Origin of the sequence: Pseudomonas sp. F9001 (genome assembly GCF_013385435.1) — a bacterium.
In the GTDB taxonomy this organism is placed as follows: domain Bacteria; phylum Pseudomonadota; class Gammaproteobacteria; order Pseudomonadales; family Pseudomonadaceae; genus Aquipseudomonas.
Genome location: NZ_JACAPX010000013.1, coordinates 616343 through 634557 on the forward strand (window position 1 = coordinate 616343; position 18215 = coordinate 634557).

16 protein-coding genes are annotated in these 18215 nt (G+C 61.0%); 5 read left to right on the forward strand and 11 right to left on the reverse strand.

Annotated elements, in window-relative coordinates:
- Window positions 1-10: 10 nt before the first annotated feature.
- Both HX818_RS15430 and algB read right to left on the reverse strand, forming a co-directional pair.
- Complete coding sequence (locus HX818_RS15430) at window positions 11-1798, reverse strand: KinB sensor domain-containing domain (protein ID WP_008439641.1); 1788 nt, start codon at window positions 1796-1798, stop codon at window positions 11-13.
- 10 nt (window positions 1799-1808) lie between these two features.
- On the reverse strand, window positions 1809-3155 hold the full coding sequence (gene algB / locus HX818_RS15435; protein ID WP_003214793.1) for a sigma-54-dependent response regulator transcription factor AlgB: 1347 nt from the start codon (window positions 3153-3155) through the stop codon (window positions 1809-1811).
- 392 nt (window positions 3156-3547) lie between these two features.
- On the opposite strand from algB, the gene HX818_RS15440 reads away from it, so the two are divergent.
- The 5 genes from HX818_RS15440 to HX818_RS15460 all read left to right on the forward strand — a co-directional run bounded on the left by HX818_RS15440 (window position 3548) and on the right by HX818_RS15460 (window position 7934).
- A complete protein-coding gene (locus tag HX818_RS15440; protein WP_177020363.1) occupies window positions 3548-3832 on the forward strand; it encodes a hypothetical protein in 285 nt (94 codons plus the stop codon).
- A 77-nt stretch (window positions 3833-3909) separates the two neighbouring features.
- On the forward strand, window positions 3910-4074 hold the full coding sequence (locus HX818_RS15445) for a DUF1328 domain-containing protein (protein WP_003170804.1): 165 nt from the start codon (window positions 3910-3912) through the stop codon (window positions 4072-4074).
- 2 nt (window positions 4075-4076) lie between these two features.
- Entirely contained in the window at window positions 4077-4544 is a 468-nt protein-coding gene (locus tag HX818_RS15450) for an inhibitor of vertebrate lysozyme family protein (RefSeq protein ID WP_008439644.1), read from the forward strand.
- A 729-nt stretch (window positions 4545-5273) separates the two neighbouring features.
- Window positions 5274-6605, forward strand: coding sequence for a glutamate/aspartate:proton symporter GltP (gene gltP, locus HX818_RS15455; RefSeq protein WP_017477988.1), 1332 nt, complete (start codon window positions 5274-5276; stop codon window positions 6603-6605).
- 99 nt (window positions 6606-6704) lie between these two features.
- Window positions 6705-7934, forward strand: coding sequence for a nucleoside recognition domain-containing protein (locus HX818_RS15460; protein ID WP_003214785.1), 1230 nt, complete (start codon window positions 6705-6707; stop codon window positions 7932-7934).
- Window positions 7935-8020: 86 nt separating this feature from the next.
- On the opposite strand, the gene HX818_RS15465 is transcribed toward HX818_RS15460, so the two are convergent.
- The 9 genes from HX818_RS15465 to HX818_RS15505 all read right to left on the reverse strand — a co-directional run bounded on the left by HX818_RS15465 (window position 8021) and on the right by HX818_RS15505 (window position 18190).
- Window positions 8021-8680: an ABC-type transport auxiliary lipoprotein family protein gene (locus HX818_RS15465; protein ID WP_177020364.1), complete on the reverse strand. Its 660-nt coding sequence runs from the start codon at window positions 8678-8680 to the stop codon at window positions 8021-8023.
- Window positions 8677-9615, reverse strand: coding sequence for an MlaD family protein (locus HX818_RS15470; protein ID WP_003214780.1), 939 nt, complete (start codon window positions 9613-9615; stop codon window positions 8677-8679). Before HX818_RS15470 ends, HX818_RS15465 begins: the two co-directional genes overlap by 4 nt.
- A gap of 1 nt (window position 9616) precedes the next feature.
- Complete coding sequence (locus HX818_RS15475; protein ID WP_003214778.1) at window positions 9617-10420, reverse strand: ABC transporter ATP-binding protein; 804 nt, start codon at window positions 10418-10420, stop codon at window positions 9617-9619.
- The gene (locus HX818_RS15480; RefSeq protein WP_032899919.1) at window positions 10417-11565 is read right to left on the reverse strand and encodes an ABC transporter permease; all 1149 of its coding nucleotides are present in this window, start codon (window positions 11563-11565) and stop codon (window positions 10417-10419) included. The genes HX818_RS15475 and HX818_RS15480 overlap by 4 nt, the downstream gene beginning before the upstream one ends.
- Window positions 11566-11620: 55 nt before the next feature.
- Window positions 11621-12664, reverse strand: coding sequence for a DUF5924 family protein (locus HX818_RS15485; RefSeq protein WP_003214774.1), 1044 nt, complete (start codon window positions 12662-12664; stop codon window positions 11621-11623).
- 71 nt (window positions 12665-12735) lie between these two features.
- Window positions 12736-14118, reverse strand: coding sequence for a pitrilysin family protein (locus HX818_RS15490; protein WP_003214772.1), 1383 nt, complete (start codon window positions 14116-14118; stop codon window positions 12736-12738).
- Between the two features lie 58 nt (window positions 14119-14176).
- A complete protein-coding gene (locus tag HX818_RS15495) occupies window positions 14177-15835 on the reverse strand; it encodes a Na/Pi cotransporter family protein (protein ID WP_087694542.1) in 1659 nt (552 codons plus the stop codon).
- Between the two features lie 214 nt (window positions 15836-16049).
- Window positions 16050-16817 carry a TerC family protein gene (locus tag HX818_RS15500; protein ID WP_003214768.1) on the reverse strand — a complete coding sequence of 256 codons (768 nt, stop codon included), beginning with the start codon at window positions 16815-16817 and terminating at the stop codon, window positions 16050-16052.
- Between the two features lie 65 nt (window positions 16818-16882).
- Complete coding sequence (locus HX818_RS15505; RefSeq protein WP_003214766.1) at window positions 16883-18190, reverse strand: CitMHS family transporter; 1308 nt, start codon at window positions 18188-18190, stop codon at window positions 16883-16885.
- Between the last annotated feature and the right edge of the window lie 25 nt (window positions 18191-18215).

Here is an 18215-nt window from a genome sequence, read left to right on the forward strand (position 1 = left end):
CGCGTTGGTCCTACAGGGGCAACGCCATGTAGAACTGCGTCCCCTGCCCCGGCCGCGAATACACCCCCATGCGGCCACCGTGCAATTGCACGATCTCCTTGCACAGCGCCAGGCCCAGCCCGGCGCCGCCTTTCTTGCGGCCTACCTGCACAAACGGTTCGAAGATTCGTCCCTGCTGGCCGTAGGCAATGCCTTCACCGTTGTCTTCAACGCTGACAATCACCCGTTCGCCATGACGACGCGCCTGCAAGCGGATCTGCCCACCGTCGGCTGTGTGCCGCAGGGCATTGCCCAGCAAATTGTCGAGCACCCTTTCCAGCTGCGCTCGATCGGCATGCAACCTCGGTAGCGGGGATTGTTCCTCAACCAGCAGCTCGATGTTCTGTGCATTCGCCTGCTCCGCGAAGCGGGCGCGGGCATGTTCGAGCAGGTCGCTGATGTCACACGGGCCCAGGGTGAGTTTCTGCAAGCCATTCTGGTAGCGCGAGAAGTTGAGCAAGTCGTTGATCAACTGCATCAGGCGCTGCATTTCCTCGTTGACCGTATCCAGCAGGTCCGCTTCGCGCGACTCCGCAGGAAACTTCGCCCGTTCCCGGAACAAGCCGAAGGCCATGTGCATGCCCGTCACCGGCGTGCGTAATTCATGGGACGCGCGCAATACAAACTCACTGCGCACTCGTTCAAAGGCACGCTGTTCGGTAACGTCATGCAGCACCATCACCGCGCCCAGAATGTGCCCCTGGGTATGGCTGACCGGCGTCAGGCTGTACGTCAGCAGGCGCAGCTCACCCTCAACCTCTACTTCCAGGTCTTCAGGTGCGCGCTCCAGGTTGCCGCCGCGCAGTACCAGCTGCAGCTGTTCATCCAGTTCCGGGCGGCCCAGGGCGTCGCCAAGGCCTTGGCCCAGGCGATTCTCGTCCCAGCCGAGTTGACGTTGTGCCACCGGGTTAAGGTGTTCCAGGCGACCCTGGCGGTCGATCATCAGCAGGCCGTCGTCGATGCTGTCGAGCACCGCTTGCAGGCGTTGCTGCCCGGCGAGTAGCTCGTCGACATTGGTTGCCTGATGCTGGCGCAACGCCTCGGCCATGATGCCGAAGCGTCGGGTCAACAGGTTCATTTCCGCTGCGGATGAAATGGGCAGCGTGACTTCGAAGTTGCCCTGGCCGATCTTGTCGGCGGCCTTGGCCAGCGCTTCGATCGGCCCGCCAAAGCGTCGGGCGATACCGTGGGCGGTAACGAAACCGATGATCAGCACGGCCAGCCCGACCAGGCCCAGCAGGCCGGCAATCAGCAGCGCACGTTCACGGGACTTGTGTTCGGTATCGTTGATGTTATCCAGGGCTTTCTTGTGCTCGGCGATCAGGCCGTTGCGCAGGATGTTGAAGCGTTTGGTCAGCTCGTCGTTGTTGCGCAGTTGCGGCGGAGCATTCTCCTTTTCATCGAACGCCTCGAGAAAGCTCAGGTAATTGGTCTTGGCCTGGGTAAAACCGCTGGTTACCGCGTCCTTTTGTTCGTGGTCGATACCTTGCTGCAACAGGGCGAAATAGCGTTGCTTGGAGTCCTCCAGCGCAGCGGTATTCGGCTGTTCATTGAGCATGATCATCAACTGGTCGCCGAGGGTCTGCCGAAGCTTGAGCCCCAGGTCCAATGTGATGAAGTTGCTGCGAATCAACGATTCCTGGGTCTTGGCCATTTGCATGACGCTCACCAGCCCCAGCAGCAACCCCAACAGGGCGACGGTGATCAGCGCGGAAATACTCAGGAACAACCGAGTGCGCAGGGTCATCGCAAGCTTCATAGGCTACAGCTCACAGGTTGTATTGTTTGCGTTTGCGATACAGCGTCGACGCATCAATGCCAAGGGTTCGGGCCGCCTGGTCCAGGGTGTCGCTGGTGGCCAGCACGGCGCCGATATGCGCCTTTTCCAGTTCATCCAGGCTCAACGCCGCACCGATACGCGGGGCATTGTTGGTCGGCTGCTCGGCCATGCCGAGGTGGCTGATCTCAACTTTTTCCTGCGGGCAAATGATGCTGGCCCGCTCAACCACGTTGCGCAGCTCACGGATGTTCCCCGGCCAGCGGTAGTTGAGCAGTGCCTCACGGGCTTCATCGCTGAAGCCGCGCGCCGGCCGCGCATATTCCTTCACGAAGCGCGCCAGGAAGCGGTCGGCCAGGGTCAGGATGTCTTCGCTGCGTTCGCGCAGGGGCGGCAGGTGCAAGGTGATGACATTCAGGCGATACAGCAGGTCTTCGCGGAAACGGCCGTCGCGAACCATGTCTTCCAGGTTCAGGTTGGTTGCGGCGAGGATTCGCACATCGGCACGGCGAGTCACCGGGTCGCCGACGCGCTCGTATTCCTTGTCCTGGATAAAGCGCAGCAACTTGGGTTGTAAAGTAAGCGGAAAGTCGCCGATCTCGTCGAGAAACAAGGTGCCGCCATCGGCCTGGTTGACGCGGCCCAGGGTGCTTTCGCTGGCGCCGGTAAACGCACCACGGCTATGACCGAACAACTCGCTTTCCATCAGTTCCGCCGTCAGCGATGGGCAGTTGATGGTGACGCAGGATTTTTTCGCGCGTTTGCTCCAACCGTGGATCGCCCGGGCCAGTTCACCTTTACCGGTGCCGGACTCGCCGAGAATCAGGATGTTGGCATCAGTGCCCGCCACCTGGCGTGCGGTTTCCAGCACCACCATCATCGCCGGGCTATGGGAGTCGAGGCCGTCCTTGGGCTGGCGCACTGCGCCTTCCAGGGCTTCCAGGCGTGCCGAGAGCTGGCGCACTTCCAGCTGCTTGGCCGTGGCCAGGCGCAATTGGTCGGGGCTGCAAGGCTTTACCAGGTAGTCGGCCGCGCCGGCCTGGATCGCATCCACGGCGGTGTCGACGGCCGAGTGGGCCGTGACGATCACCACGCGCATCCACGGCGCCTGGATACGCATTTGCGCCAGTACATCCAGGCCGTTGTCTTCGCCCAGGCGCAGGTCCAGGAAGCACAGGTCAAACACCTGGCGTTGCAACAAGGCATCGGCCTGGGCGGCGCTGTTGGCGGTGGCTACGGTGTAGCCTTCATCTTCCAGGCAGTAACGGAAGGTGCGAAGGATCGCGGATTCGTCATCCACTAAAAGAATGCGGCCTTGAAGTTCCTTGGCTGATTCCATCTGTCCCGCGCTCCCTTAAGAATGAATGATGTTGTTTAGTCCCGGAATAATCGGGCAAGTTGCATGGTTTATTCTGATTGATTAAAGCCGTCACCGCGCAGCTATCTGCGCTTCTTCTTACAAAGACGCCCACAAGAGGCGTTTTTGTCTCCCTCTTGCCACTTCGGCAGTCGAACGTTGCCTTCCTATCCCTTGATCCGACCAGTGACCATCGTGCATTTCGCACGGCAAGGATAGGGGCATCGTGCAGGATGCTCGTGGTGTCAAAGCGCTTTTGTTTTTAACTTATTGATTTTATTGGGTTTTATTTTGTTAAAAAACTGGCACGCAGGCTGCAATACACCTCATACGAGTTTCATCTACGAATAATCAGAATGCGGGAGAGATACAGCATGACTCGCCAAAGCCTGACCCAACTGCGTGTATCGCCACTGCGCCTGCAACAGGGGCTGTTTGCCAGCCTGGCCCTGATGGTGACCTTGATTGGCGGTCAGCAATTGGCGCATTGGCAGCAGAGTCAGCAGCAAGTCGTGCAGTTTGAACGTCCGATGATGATCCAGACCCATTTCCGCTCCGTCGGCAGCACTGCCGCCGATGTGACAACCCCGCAATTGGCGGCGGTTGAACAGGACTCCACCCTCGGCGACCTGCCATCGCAGGAACGCTGGGTGTTCTAGGCAATACACGGTCCTCGAATCGAGCGACCGCAGGCACTACCGCTGTTACCCCTAAAAGAAGCGTAAGGAGAATCACCATGTTGAGTTGGGCAATCACATTTCTGATCATCGCCATTGTGGCTGCAGTCCTGGGCTTCGGTGGTATCGCGGGCACCGCCACGGGTATCGCCAAGATTCTGTTTGTGGTCTTCCTGGTGATGTTCATCGCTTCCTTCTTCTTTGGCCGTCGTGGTCGAGGCTAAGCATGTTCAACTCGTCCCTTAAAGCCCTGGCTGCCGCCCTGTTGTTGGGCGGCAGCGGCTTGGTGCTGGCTGCCAATGATGGCCAGTCCCGAGCCAACGAACTGCTGAGTGCGGACCCGCAGTACCGCGAGACCTGGCAGAGCGTGGTCAAGAAGGAAGAGCGCCTGCCTGAATGGGTGATGAACCTGTCGGGTAGCGCTGAACAGATGAATGCCGTTGAAGAGGATGGTGACAAGTACTTGGTCGGGCCGCTCTGTGAAACCGCAGACACATGCCTGAACAAGCGCCTGATCGTCGCTTTCAGCTTCGACAAGGAAGATGCTTACGCGATGTTGGTAGAAGTCCCGGCGGGCTTGCCCGCGGACAAATCGCCAACGCGGCACGCCGACTACCGTTTTCTTGGCAAGCCGGACGAAGGCATGCAAAAGCTGCTGATGGAACAGCTCAAGAAAGATCCGAATTGGTACTAGGTTCGGTCTGACGACGCTGTCGTCTACCGGCTTAACGTCCATAGAAAGAAGCGCCGTGCTTCTTTCTGTTTGCATCGCCCGACAAGGGTGGTGCATGACCAAGGGGCCGGGTTGCTCTGATCGTTTGGATCGGCGTGACCTACGGGGACAGGGAGTGCCTGCGCAAGGGCCGGGTCAGGTGAAAAGCTGCGACGCAAGTTCCCAAGCCGATGGTTTGTGGAACTTGCGACGGGCTTGCGGCTCCTATGCCCGCTTCTGTCATGCCGCCCATAGCGGCAATTCTCCTTTTTGCGTCCGCCCAACCATTTCTTGGTGTTTCCGCGTGACCATCTATCGAGAAAGTTTGTCTCCTGCCAGACGAGTTTTTCGATGGTATGCGTAGGAATTTTCAGGGGTTTTCAACCGCGACCGTAGATTTTCAAAAAACCCTGCGCGAGCCTGAAATGGCCGGTTCGCGGCATTTATGCCTGCCGAAATGTCGTATTCGAACTGACCGTTCAGACAGAAAAACTCAAAAAAACTCATGCCGATTCGGCATAGGGTAGGCGTTTACGGCATTAGACGTCGCCTCCTTGCATCGGAATAGTTGCGCCTTTTTTCGCCTGCCAGTGAGCCATATCGGCCAACTGCGGTGACCTTCTACGGGGGCAGATGCACACACTTTTTCGCTCTCGAGCGTTCCAGCTGCTGGCGCATCTGCCTGAGTCCACTTGAAGTAAGGGTAATGACATGAAGAAGGCAAAGCTAAGCCTCGCCTGGCAGATCCTCATCGGTCTGGTGCTGGGGATTGCAATCGGTGCGGTGCTTAACCATTTCAGTGCTGAAAAGGCCTGGTGGATCAGCAACGTGTTGCAGCCCGCTGGCGATATCTTTATCCGCCTGATCAAGATGATCGTTATCCCGATCGTGATTTCGTCGCTGATTGTCGGAATCGCCGGTGTTGGCGATGCGAAAAAGCTCGGCCGGATCGGCGTTAAAACCATCCTTTACTTCGAAGTGGTCACCACCATTGCCATTGTGGTCGGCCTGTTGCTGGCCAACCTGTTCCATCCGGGTACCGGCATCGACATGAGTACCCTGGGTACCGTCGACATTTCCAAATACACGGCCACCGCCGCCGAGGTCCAGCACGAGCACGCGTTCATCGAGACGATCCTCAACCTGATCCCGTCGAATATCTTCGCCGCCGTGGCCCGTGGCGACATGCTGCCTATCATCTTCTTCTCGGTGTTGTTCGGCCTCGGCTTGTCGAGCCTCAAGCCTGAATTGCGCGAGCCCCTGGTGACCATGTTCCAGGGCGTGTCCGAGAGCATGTTCAAAGTCACCCACATGATCATGAAATACGCCCCGATCGGTGTATTTGCCCTGATCGCGGTGACCGTCGCCAACTTCGGCTTCGCCTCGCTGCTGCCGCTGGCCAAGCTGGTGATCCTGGTTTACGTCGCCATCCTGTTCTTTGCTTTTGTGGTGCTGGGCCTGATCGCCCGCCTGTTCGGTTTCTCGGTGATCAAGCTGATGCGCATCTTCAAGGATGAGCTGGTGCTGGCCTACTCCACTGCCAGTTCTGAAACCGTGCTGCCGCGTGTGATCGAGAAGATGGAAGCCTACGGCGCGCCAAAGGCGATCTGCAGCTTCGTGGTACCGACCGGCTACTCGTTCAACCTCGACGGTTCGACCCTGTACCAGAGCATCGCGGCGATCTTTATCGCCCAGCTGTATGGCATCGACCTGTCGATTGGCCAGCAACTGATGCTGGTGCTGACCCTGATGGTCACCTCCAAAGGCATCGCCGGCGTGCCGGGCGTGTCCTTCGTGGTACTGCTGGCGACCCTGGGCAGCGTGGGCATTCCGCTGGAAGGCCTGGCGTTCATCGCCGGTGTCGACCGCATCATGGACATGGCCCGTACCGCACTGAACGTGATCGGTAACGCCCTGGCCGTACTGGTCATCTCCCGTTGGGAAGGCATGTACGACGATGCCAAGGGCGAGCGCTACTGGAACTCCCTGCCGCACTGGCGCACCAAGCAAGTGCTGCCGGCCGGCGAGACCACTCGCGGCTGACCGCCAGGACTGGCTCCTACACAAACCCCGGAAAATCCGGGGTTTGTCGTTTCTGCCAGCCCCGCTATCATTCGCCCCATCTTTCGGGGGATTCAACTGATGCTCAATGGCCTGTGGCTTGGCTTCTTTATCGTGGCGATGGTGTCTGCGCTGGCGCAATGGCTGATCGGCGGGAATGCCGGGATCTTTGCGGCCATGGTGGAAAGCATTTTCGCCATGGCCAAGCTGTCGGTCGAGGTGATGGTGTTGCTGTTCGGCACCCTGACCTTGTGGCTGGGCTTCCTGCGTATCGCCGAGAAAGCCGGGATCGTCGACTGGCTGGCCAAGGCCCTGGGGCCGCTGTTCCGGCGCCTGATGCCGGAAGTGCCTGCCGGTCATCCGGCCATCGGCTTGATCACGCTCAACTTCGCCGCCAACGGCCTGGGCCTCGATAACGCCGCTACGCCCATCGGCCTCAAGGCCATGAAGGCGCTGCAAGAGCTCAACCCTATCCCCAATACCGCCAGCAACGCGCAGATCCTGTTCCTGGTACTCAACGCGTCTTCCCTGACCCTGCTGCCGGTCACCATCTTCATGTACCGCGCCCAGCAAGGTGCGGCGGACCCGACGCTGGTGTTCCTGCCGATCCTGCTGGCCACCAGCGCCTCGACCCTGGTGGGCCTGTTGTCGGTGGCGGTGATGCAACGCCTGCGGCTGTGGGACCCGGTGGTGCTGGCGTATCTGATTCCGGGTGCGCTGGTACTGGGTGGCTTCATGGCCTTGCTGGCGACGCTCTCAGCCACGGCGCTGGCGGGCCTGTCGTCGATCCTCGGCAACCTCACGCTGTTCGGGCTGATCATGTTGTTCCTGGTGATCGGCGCGCTGCGCAAGGTGAAGGTCTACGAGGCGTTTGTCGAAGGCGCCAAAGAGGGCTTCGACGTTGCCAAGAACCTGCTGCCGTACCTGGTGGCGATGCTGTGTGCAGTGGGCGTGTTGCGGGCGTCCGGCGCGCTGGATTTCGGCCTGGAAGGCATTCGCCACGTGGTGGCCTGGACCGGCATGGACACGCGCTTTGTCGATGCGCTGCCGACCGCGATGGTCAAGCCGTTCTCCGGCAGTGCGGCGCGGGCGATGTTGATTGAGACCATGCAGACCCAGGGCGTGGACAGCTTCCCGGCGCTGGTGGCGGCGACGATTCAGGGCAGCACCGAGACCACGTTCTATGTGTTGGCGGTGTACTTTGGCTCGGTGGGAATCCAGCGGGCACGGCATGCGGTGGGGTGTGCGTTGTTGGCGGAGTTTGCTGGTGTGGTGGCGGCGATTGCGGTGTGCTACTGGTTCTTCGGCTAAGACCTGAATCCCTGTGGCGAGGGAGCTTGCTCCCGTTGGGCCGCGAAGCGGCCCCAGTCAGTTATCGCAGGTGTGTCAGTCAAAGCTCATTGACTGGTTTTGGGGCTGCTGCGCAGCCCAACGGGAGCAAGCTCCCTCGCCACAAAAGCGCGGTTTCCCAGGCCGACGGCCCAATCCACCACCTGCCTGTTCAGTACATCGCCAGCCTGACCAAACCCGGCCACCACCGCCGGCACCTTGGTATCCCCCACCGGCTGCCTCACCTCGAACCGCTTGCTGGCAATAATCCGTTGATCACTCCCGCGCACCAACCGTGCGTCCAGCCGTATCACCACTTCAACTGCGCTGCCGCGATACTCACTCTGAAACGCCTGCAACTGCCCGCCCAACTCAAAGTCCGCCTGCAGATTGGTCTCATCGGTACTGAGCAACGTCACCCGCCCATCCCGCTGGAACCCGTCCAGCAACCGATTACGCAACAGCACGGGGGCTGGATCGCTCCAGCGGGAATTCGCGTAACTACTGATCAAGTCACCGTTAGGCACCACGGCAATCCGCGGGCTGTCGAGGAATTCGCTGGTCTGCGGCTTCGCCACCCGCAGCGACCAGGCCACCGGGCTGGCCTGCGTGGCGGCCTGCGCCGATGGCAACCGGTACACGTCCGAGGGATCCGCCTTCGGCAGGATGGAACACGCACTGACCAATACCAGCGCAACGGGGGCGATCATTTGGTACGCACGCTTCATGGCGTGAACTCCTTGTTCTTGTCGCTGCCCAGCAGGTAACCGCTGGGGTTGGCTTCCAGGCGGCGGGAAATGGCGCGCAACGAACCCAGGGTTTCCCGCAGCTCGCGCACCGCTGGCGCCAGTTCGTTGAGACCCTGCATGCCGCTGTTCAGGGAATCCTTGTTGTTGGTCAGCAAGGTGTCGATCGTGGCCGTGCTCTGTTGAAGGGACTGCATGGCCTTCTCGGCGCTGCCAAACACCTGCTTGCCCTGGTCGTTGAGCAAACCGTTGGCGTTGCGCATCAACGCGGTGGTTTGCTCCAGGGTGGCGCTGGCCTGTTTGCTCACCTGCATCAATTGCTGCATCACCACCTTGATGTCGCCGCGCTGATCGGCAATCGCGCCGGTGGTCTGTTGCAGGTTGTCCAGGGTATTGCTGAGGCGCTCGACGTTCTCCCGGGAGAACATGTGATTGGCGTTGTGCAGCAGCAAGTTGATGCTGGTCATCAGGTCATTGCTGTTGTTCAGCAGTCGCGCGATCGGCGATGGCGACGCAATGATCTCCGGCAGGTTGCCGTCCTTGCCCTTGAGCTCAGGGCTTTGGGGCGTACCGCCGCTGAGCTGGATGATCGAGGTGCCGGTGATGCCGGTCAGGGCCAGCTTGGCCTGGGTGTCTTCCTTGATCGGCGTCTGCCCGGCCAGGCGGATGCGCGCCAGCACCCGGCGCGGGTCTTTCGGGTCGAGGCGCAGGCTGGTGACGTCGCCCACCTTGATCCCGCTGTACTGCACGGCACTGCCTTGGGACAGCCCACTGACCGCCTCGTTGAACACCACTTCGTAATCCTGGAATGCGCTGTCGACGCTGGACTTGGCCAGCCACAGGCCAAACAGCATGGCGCCGACCACGACGATCACGCTGAACAGACCGATCATCACATGATGGGCTCGGGTTTCCATGTCATACCTCGTTGAGCAGTTGAGCGGCATCCAATGCCGCGCGGCCCCGTGGGCCATGGAAGTATTCGTGAATCCAGGCGTCGTCGGTTTCCGAGACGACATCAATGGCATCCGCCACCAGTACCTTTTTCTGCGCCAGCACCGCTACGCGGTCGGTGATGGTGTACAGCGTGTCGAGGTCGTGGGTGACCAGGAACACGCTCAGGCCCAGCGCATCGCGCAGGGTCAGGATCAGTTGATCGAAGGCGGCGGCGCCGATCGGGTCGAGGCCGGCGGTGGGTTCGTCGAGAAACAGGATGTCCGGGTCCAGCGCCAGGGCACGGGCCAGGGCCGCGCGCTTGATCATGCCGCCGGAGAGTGACGAGGGGTATTTGTCGGCGGCCGACAGCGGCAGCCCGGCCAACGCCAGTTTCACTGCCGCCAGGTGCTCGGCATCGGGACGGCTGAGGCCGGCATGCTCTATCAGTGGCAACGCAACGTTCTCGGTGACCGTCAGCGAGGAAAACAGCGCGCCCTTCTGGAACAGCACGCCGAAGCGCCGCTCCACCAGCGACCGCTCGTGTTCCGACAGGCTCGGCAAGTTCTGCCCGAACACCCGCACCTGGCCTTCGCTGGGCTGGCGCAACCCAATGATGCTGCGCAGCAGTACCGACTTGCCGCTGCCGGAGCCACCGACGACGGCGAGGATTTCACCCTTGTACAAGTCCAGGTCGAGGTTCTCGTGCACGCTTTGCGAACCAAAGCGGTTGCACAGCCCGCGGACTTCGATCACCGCCTCAGTGGGCGCACGGCGTAAACGACTCACCAGCCCATCTCCATGAAGAACAGTGCGGCGACCGCATCCAGCACGATCACCACGAAAATCGATTGCACCACACTGGAGGTGGTGTGGGCGCCGACGGACTCGGCGCTGCCGCTGACCTTGAAACCTTCGAGGCAGCCGATGGCCGCGATCAGGAACGCGAAGATCGGCGCCTTGACCATGCCGACGAGGAAGTGCTGCACGCCAATGTCCGATTGCAGCAGCGACAGGAACATCGCCGGTGAAATATCCAGGGCCACGGCACACACCACACCGCCGCCGATAATGCCCGAGAGCATTGCCAGGAACGTCAGCATCGGCAGCGCCACCAGCAACGCCAGTACGCGGGGCAGCACCAGCAACTCCATCGGGTCGAGGCCCAGGGTGCGGATCGCATCGATCTCTTCGTTGGCCTTCATCGAGCCGATTTGTGCGGTGAAGGCACTGGCAGTGCGGCCCGCCATCAGGATCGCGGTGAGCAACACGCCGAACTCCCGCAGGAAGGAGAACGCCACCAGGTCCACGGTGAAGATACTCGCGCCAAAACTGGCCAGCACCGTGGCACCGAGAAACGCCACCACTGCGCCCACCAGGAAGGTCAGCAAGGCCACGATGGGGGCCGCGTCGAGGCCGGTTTGTTCGATATGCGCAACCATTGGCGTCACGCGCCAGCGCTTGGGCCGGAATACGCCACGGGCGAAGGTTTCGAGGATCAGGCCGATAAAGCCCAGCAGTTTCATGCCGTCTTGCCAGACGGTGTAGACCGCGCCGCCGATGCGCGCCAGCAACATGATGCCGGCGGCTTCTTCGGGTTCCTTGACCGGCACACAGAAGTCGTTCAGAGAGCGGTAGACGGTTTTCAGTAACGCGCGGTCGGCGGTCGAGAGGCTGCAGTCGGTCTGTTCGGCGGACTGTTCGATGCGCTCGGGGCCGAGCAATTCCACCAGCAGCGAGGCGCCGGCCGTGTCCAGGGCGCCGAGGCCGTTAAGGTCGATACGTGCGCCAGCGTCGTACTGGCCGTCGAGCTTTTCCGACAGCTTCTTCAGGTTGGCATAGTGGGCAAGCGTCCAATCCCCTGTAATCCTCAGCAATGGAGGCTGGGTGGACGTGTCCAGATGGGCTGCACCGGCCGTTGTGCTACTGGTCATAAGCTCCGAGCTTGTTTGGCTATTCCAGAATTCCTACGTAATAGCACGATCCTGCCTACTTTGGCGCGTCTGGCGTTGTAGCGCCCTGACCGGGGTCAGTCACCTTGAAGCGCAACACGCCGATCACTTGGCCATCTTCGGTCAGCACCCGTACCTGCCAGCGTCCTACCGAGTCGGGGGGGAAGTTCTGCTTGTGGGTCCAGGCCCGATAGCCTTCCTTGCGCCCACCATGGATGTCCAGGGCGATGCGGTCGACCTCCTTGCCGTTGAATTTCCACACATGGTAGATCCGCTCATCCAGGCCGCGCGGCGCGTTGATCGCGGTGTAGGCATACAGCCCGCTGCTGCGCAGTTGGGCGGCGCTGACTTCTTTCAGGTCATCGCCGGGCGTGCGGTCCTGCAATTGGGTGCTGATGGCCACTTCGGTCATCCACAGCGTCGCGGGCGGCACCCAAGTGCGCAGGAACCAGCCGGCGCAACCAATCGCTGCGGTAACCCCCAACAGCATCGCCCAGCCCTTGATGCTACGCAGCGGCAGGCTCACGGCCAGGCTCGGGATAGAGAGCGCCATTGCCACGCCGAGGGCCAGTTTGTAACTCTCGGCGGTGGTCAGGTGCAGGATGATCGGCAGCGCGGTCAGCAGGGCTGCGAACAGGGTCAGGGTGTGCAGTGCGAGAAACAGCGAGCGCTTGGGTGCCAGCCACTTGTAGTACAGCGGGTCGGTGATCGATACCAGTGCCGCCGCGCCCAGCAGGCCGGTAAAGATCGACTGGCCGCTGTTCCAGGTGGTGGTGACAAAAAAGAACGGCAGCACAAAAAACAGGCTTTCCTGATGGATCATCTGCGTGGCGTAGCGCAGCAGCGGTTCGGGGATTTCCCGTTTGAAGACTTTGCTGAACAGCTGGGTGAGGCTGTTTTCGAGCATCAGCCATAACCAGCTCACCAGCATGATGATCGCGATCCAGCTGGCCATGCCTTGCTGGCGATCCACCAGGATGAAGCTGCCCACACCCGAGATGAAACCGCCGAGTGCAATCACCCCTGGGTAGCGCTTCATCAGCTCGAGGATGCGCTGGATGGTGTGGGTCAGGATAGGCATTCGGCAGTTCACAGTCTTTGTAGGAAAAATCCCAGACAGAATAACGTTTTAGCCGTTTTCTCGGGGCCCGATTACGCAATCCCTTTGCGATAACGCCACACGCCTAGTAACACAATCGCAATCAGCCCCAGTGCGCCTGCGGCGATCCAGTTGAGGCTATCGTAGCTGAACAACGGTTTCTCGATGCGCCAGTAGCCGTTCTGCTTGAACAACTCGCGCATGGCCTGGTTGGCTTGCTCCAGGCTGACGGCCTTGATGCGCTTGGCCGGGTCGCTGAAATGCCCTTTGGCGTAGTCGCCCGAGGCACTCCAGTAATAGTCGGCCAACGCGCTGTTGCCTTGAACGGCCCACGCCTGGCGGGCAATGGCGGCTTGTTGCAGGCGGGCGAAGGTGGCCGGGTCGAGGCCGTCCTTGAGCAGTTGGGCCCTGAGGGTTTCCAGCACGTGCTCGGCTTCGGGCAGGTTGTCGCGTTCAAGGTCGGCGTTGAGGCTCATGAAGCCGACACCGCCCAGCACTTCGCGCTCGCTCCATGGGCCATAGGACAAGCCGTGCTGCAAGCGCAATTGACGATACAGCGCCCAATCCAGGTAGTCCTTGAGCAGGTCGAAGGTTTCATCGTACTGGTCGTCCAGCACCGGCTCGGGGAATAACCAGTGCAGCTTGGCGTTGTCACCGACCCAGCCGTGGATCAGGTCGCGGCGGACGGCGGCGGCGTGTTGAATCTCCGGCAACGGGCGATGTTCGCTGGGGTCAACCGGATCCAGTGCGCCGTAGGTGCGTTCGAGATAGGCCGGCAGCAGCTTGTCGAGGTCGCCGACGATGATCAGGGTCATGTTGTTGGGGGCGTACCAGGCCTTGCGCAGCTTTTCCAACTGGTCGCGGGTCAGGTGCTCGACTTCGGCCCGCTCGGCGCATTTGAGCCCCAGTTCGACGGCAAGCTGACTGCTGGCCTTGTGGCCGAGGTCCTGGCGGTCCAGCAGCCGTTGCAGGTGTGAGTAATGGCCGCCGTCTTCGCGCTCCACCACCTGTTTGGCGGCATTGATGTTGGCGTCGGTCAGTTGGGTGCGGGTGATGATGGCCAGCAGCAGGTCGAGCACCTTGCGCTGGTTCTGCGCCGGAGCCTCGATGACGAAAGTGGTGTCGGCATTGCTGGTGTAGGCGTTCCAGTCGCCGCCGAGGGCTTGCATGCGTTCTTCCAGCTCACCTTCGCCGCCACCGTCGATCCCGCTGAACAGCAAATGCTCCAGCAGGTGCGGCAGTTCCTTGTCTTCGCAACTGAAGTCATCCAGGCCCACACCCACCACCAGGCGAATTGCCACATGGCCGCGTTCGGTGCCCGGCTTGAGCAGCAATTGCAGGCCGTTGGGCAGGGTGTAGCCCTCGACTTGCAGGCGGTCAAAGGCAAAGGTGTGTGCCGAACCCATGAGCAGGCAGGCGAATAGCAGGCGACGCATAACAGGCTTCCTGGCGAGTGAGGTCCGTTGTTAACTGACTTCACTCGCCGTCGTACGTTCAGGGCGAATGGGTGATGTCGGCAATATCGTCCGCCGAGAGGGCGCCGGTGTCGGTGGTTTCCAGCACCACATAAGCGCTGCTGCAGAACAGCGAGTTGAGACGCTTCATGTCGGCAATCAGCTCCAGGTGCAGGGAACTGGTCTCCAGGCTCTGTACGATTTTACGTTGCAAGCGGCTGACGTGGGCGTGGGCCAGGCGACGCTCCTGGGCGCGAAAGCGACGCTTTTCCCGCAGCAGTTGCCGGGCGCTTTCCGGGTCGGCACTAAGGAACACCGAGAGCCCCAGGCGCAGGTTGGCGATCAGTTGGGTTTGCAGGCCCGCGAGTTCCTCCAGGCCGACTTCGGAGAATGAGCGGCGCTGGGAGGTCTTTTGCTGCTGGACCTTGCGCAGCATGCGTTCGATCAGGTCGCCGGCCAGTTTCAGGTTGATCGACAGTTCGATGATCTCGGCCCAGCGTCGGCTGTCCTGCTCGCTGAGGTCTTCCCGGGGCATTTGCGCGAGGTAGAGCTTGATCGCGCTGTAGAGCGCCTCGACATCGTCGCTCAGGCTGCGCATTTCCTGGGTGATGGCGGTTTGCTTGCCGCGCAGCACTTCCAGCATCGAGGTCAGCATGTTGTCGATCAGGTCGCCCAGGCGCAGGGTTTCGCGGGCGGCGTTGGCCAGTGCCAGGCTTGGGGTGGCGAGTGCTGCCAGGTCCAGGTGGCGCGGCTTGGCCAAGCCGTTGACCTCTTCGCGTTCCGGGAGCAACCAGGCGCACAAGCGGGACATCGGGCCGATGGTGGGCAGCAGGATCAGGCAGCGAGTAACGTTATAGAGCAGGTGGAAGGTGATCACCATGCCTTGGGCGCTGTAGTCCAGGTTATCCATCCAGCCGACCAGCGGGTCGAGTACCGGGATGATCAGCAGCAAGCCGATCAGCTTGTACAGCAGGCTGCCCAGGGCCACCTGGCGCCCGGCGGCGTTCTGCATGCTGGTGCTGAGGAAGGCCAGCACGCCGCTGCCGATGTTGGCGCCGATCACCAGGCCGATGGCCACGTGCAGGCCGATCACGCCGGCACCGGCGAGGGTCGCGGTCAGCAGGACGGCGGCCAGGCTGGAGTAGGAAATCATCGCGAACAGTGCGCCGACCAGGGCATCGAGCAAGATGTCGCCGGTCAGCGAGGCGAACAGGACCTTGACGCCCTGCGCGTGGGTGATCGGGCCCGCGGCTTCGACGATCAGTTGCAGCGCAAGGATGATCAGCCCGAGGCCGATCCCGACACGGCCCATCTGCCCGGCGCGTGTCTGTTTGCGCGACAGGAAGAAAATCACCCCGAGGAAAATCAACAGCGGCGACAGCCACGACAGGTCAAAGGTCAGCACCCGGGCCATCAGCGCGGTACCGACATCGGCACCGAGCATGGTCGCCAGGGCGGGCATCAGGCCCATCAGGCCCTGGCCGACAAACGAAGTCACCAGCATCGCCGTGGCGTTGCTGCTTTGCACCATGGCCGTCACCAGGATGCCGGCGATAAACGCCAGCCAGCGCTTGGACATGTTCTGCCCGATGACCTGGCGCAAGTTGGAGCCGTAGACCCGCAGGATGCCGGTACGGACGATGTGCGTGCCCCAGATCAGCAGGGTTACCGCGGAAAGCAGATTGAGCAGGGTCAGCATGCTGGGCCCCCTGTGTTGAGTCGTGTTCCAATCGGAGCAAGTGAATAGTGCCGCGTGCCGTTCTACGTCTTGTACTTAAGCTGTAGTTGGCGAATGGGCTCGGCGCCAGCATCGCATAGCTAAAGTCGGGATTGAAACAAAACTGTCATGAAATCAGCTTTTTGCAGATGAAAAAAAGGGGCTCTAAAGCCCCTTTTTCAGCAGCGGGTCCAGGTTATTGACCCGGAATGTCCTTGCGCAGTTTCACAGGGTCCTGCTGTTTCTTCTTTTTCGCGATGGCGGTACGCATCTTGATGTTCACCGCTTCAACCGCCAGCGAGAACGCCATGGCGAAGTAAACGTAGCCTTTTGGCACGTGAACGTCGAAGGCTTCGGCGATCAGTACGGTACCTACCACCAGCAGGAACGACAGCGCCAGCATCTTCAGCGACGGGTGTTTGTCGATGAAATCGCTGATGGTGCCAGCGGCCAGCATCATCACGAGTACGGCGACGATGATCGCGGCCACCATCACCGGTACGTGGGAAACCATACCAACGGCGGTAATCACCGAGTCCAGGGAGAACACGATGTCGATGATCGCGATCTGGATGATGGTGTAGATGAACTTGCCACCGGCGCCCTTCGGCTCGTCGTGGGTTTCGTCTTCACCTTCCAGGGCGTGGTACATCTCCTGGGAGCTTTTCCACAGCAGGAACAGGCCACCGAAGAACAGGATCAGGTCGCGGCCGGAAATGCCTTGGCCGAACACCACGAACAGATCGTCGGTGAGGCGCATGACCCAAGTGATCGACAGCAGCAACAGGATCCGCGTGACCATCGCCAGCGCCAGGCCGAAGATCCGGGTACGCGCCTGCATGTGCTTGGGCATGCGGCTGACCAGGATCGAAATCATGATGATGTTATCGATGCCCAGGACGATCTCGAGGGCCGTCAGGGTGAAGAAGGCAATCCAGATTTCCGGATTGGTCAGCCATTCCATGTGTATTCCTTTGAGCGAGTGTTAGACCGCGCCAGCCTTAAGAGCCGGCGCAGTGAGTTGTACGATTATAGAGTGCTGAACAGCGGAAAAATCCCCATCAGCAAAGCGGCGACCATTATGCACAGGCACACCAGCACCGCCCACTTGAGGGTGAAGCGCTGGTGATCGCCAAATTCGATACCCGCCAGGGCTACCAGCAAGTAGGTCGATGGAACCAGTGGGCTCAACAAGTGCACAGGCTGGCCAACGATCGAGGCGCGGGCCATTTCCACGGCAGTGATGCCGTAGTGGCTGGCGGCTTCGGCCAGTACCGGCAGAACGCCGTAGTAGAAGGCATCGTTGGACATGAAGAAGGTAAACGGCATGCTCACCAGCGCGGTGATCACGGCCAGATAAGGCCCCAGCGCGTCAGGGATGACGGCCAGCAGGCTCTTGGACATGGCATCGACCATGCCGGTACCGGACAGGATGCCGGTGAAGATACCGGCGGCGAAGATCAGGCCGGTGACCGCCAGGACGCTGCCGGCATGGGCGGCGATCCGGTCTTTCTGCATCTGCAGGCACGGGTAGTTGACGATCATCGCGATACTGAAGGCCACCATGAACAGTACCGGCAGTGGCAACAGGCCGGCGATCAAGGTGCACATCAGGGCGAAGGTCAGTGCGCCGTTGAACCAGATCAGTTTCGGACGGCGGGCGTCCGGGTATTGCGAGACGCTGATTTCGCTGTGGTCGATTTCATCGCCTTGCAGGTGCAACTCGCCCAGGCGTGCCCGTTCGCGCTTGCCGTACATATAGGCAATCACCAGGATGGCGACGACGCCGGCGGCCATGGCTGGAATCATCGGTACGAAAATATCCGATGGGTCCACGTGCAATGCACTGGCGGCGCGGGCGGTCGGGCCACCCCATGGGGTCATGTTCATCACCCCACCGGCGAGGATGATCAGGCCGGCCATGATCCGCGGGCTCATGCCGATGCGCTGGTACAGCGGCAGCATGGCGGCCACGCAGATCATGTAGGTGGTGGCGCCGTCTCCGTCCAGTGATACCACCAGGGCCAGCACGGCGGTGCCGACCGAGACCTTCAGCGGGTCGCCCTTGACCAGCTTGAGGATCTTGCGCACGGCCGGGTCGAACAGGCCGGAGTCGATCATCAAGGCGAAATAGAGGATGGCAAACATCAGCATTACGCCGGTCGGCGCAAGCTTGGTGATGCCCGCGAGCATCATCGGGCCGATCTGCGGGGCAAAGCCGCCGAACAGCGCGAACAGGATCGGTACGATGATCAGGGCGATCAGCGCAGACAGGCGCTTGGTCATGATCAGGAACATGAACGTGATGACCATGGCAAAGCCAAGGAAAGTCAGCATAGGAATACTCCAGGCGTAGCGCGGC

Bases quoted from the DNA above. Each gene is read 5' to 3' on its own strand.
- HX818_RS15430 (WP_008439641.1), bottom strand. From the start codon at position 1,798: ATGAAGCTTGCGATGACCCTGCGCACTCGGTTGTTCCTGAGTATTTCC.
- algB (WP_003214793.1), bottom strand. From the start codon at position 3,155: ATGGAATCAGCCAAGGAACTTCAAGGCCGCATTCTTTTAGTGGATGAC.
- HX818_RS15440 (WP_177020363.1), top strand. From the start codon at position 3,548: ATGACTCGCCAAAGCCTGACCCAACTGCGTGTATCGCCACTGCGCCTG.
- HX818_RS15445 (WP_003170804.1), top strand. From the start codon at position 3,910: ATGTTGAGTTGGGCAATCACATTTCTGATCATCGCCATTGTGGCTGCA.
- HX818_RS15450 (WP_008439644.1), top strand. From the start codon at position 4,077: ATGTTCAACTCGTCCCTTAAAGCCCTGGCTGCCGCCCTGTTGTTGGGC.
- gltP (WP_017477988.1), top strand. From the start codon at position 5,274: ATGAAGAAGGCAAAGCTAAGCCTCGCCTGGCAGATCCTCATCGGTCTG.
- HX818_RS15460 (WP_003214785.1), top strand. From the start codon at position 6,705: ATGCTCAATGGCCTGTGGCTTGGCTTCTTTATCGTGGCGATGGTGTCT.
- HX818_RS15465 (WP_177020364.1), bottom strand. From the start codon at position 8,680: ATGAAGCGTGCGTACCAAATGATCGCCCCCGTTGCGCTGGTATTGGTC.
- HX818_RS15470 (WP_003214780.1), bottom strand. From the start codon at position 9,615: ATGGAAACCCGAGCCCATCATGTGATGATCGGTCTGTTCAGCGTGATC.
- HX818_RS15480 (WP_032899919.1), bottom strand. From the start codon at position 11,565: ATGACCAGTAGCACAACGGCCGGTGCAGCCCATCTGGACACGTCCACC.
- HX818_RS15485 (WP_003214774.1), bottom strand. From the start codon at position 12,664: ATGCCTATCCTGACCCACACCATCCAGCGCATCCTCGAGCTGATGAAG.
- HX818_RS15490 (WP_003214772.1), bottom strand. From the start codon at position 14,118: ATGCGTCGCCTGCTATTCGCCTGCCTGCTCATGGGTTCGGCACACACC.
- HX818_RS15495 (WP_087694542.1), bottom strand. From the start codon at position 15,835: ATGCTGACCCTGCTCAATCTGCTTTCCGCGGTAACCCTGCTGATCTGG.
- HX818_RS15500 (WP_003214768.1), bottom strand. From the start codon at position 16,817: ATGGAATGGCTGACCAATCCGGAAATCTGGATTGCCTTCTTCACCCTG.
- HX818_RS15505 (WP_003214766.1), bottom strand. From the start codon at position 18,190: ATGCTGACTTTCCTTGGCTTTGCCATGGTCATCACGTTCATGTTCCTG.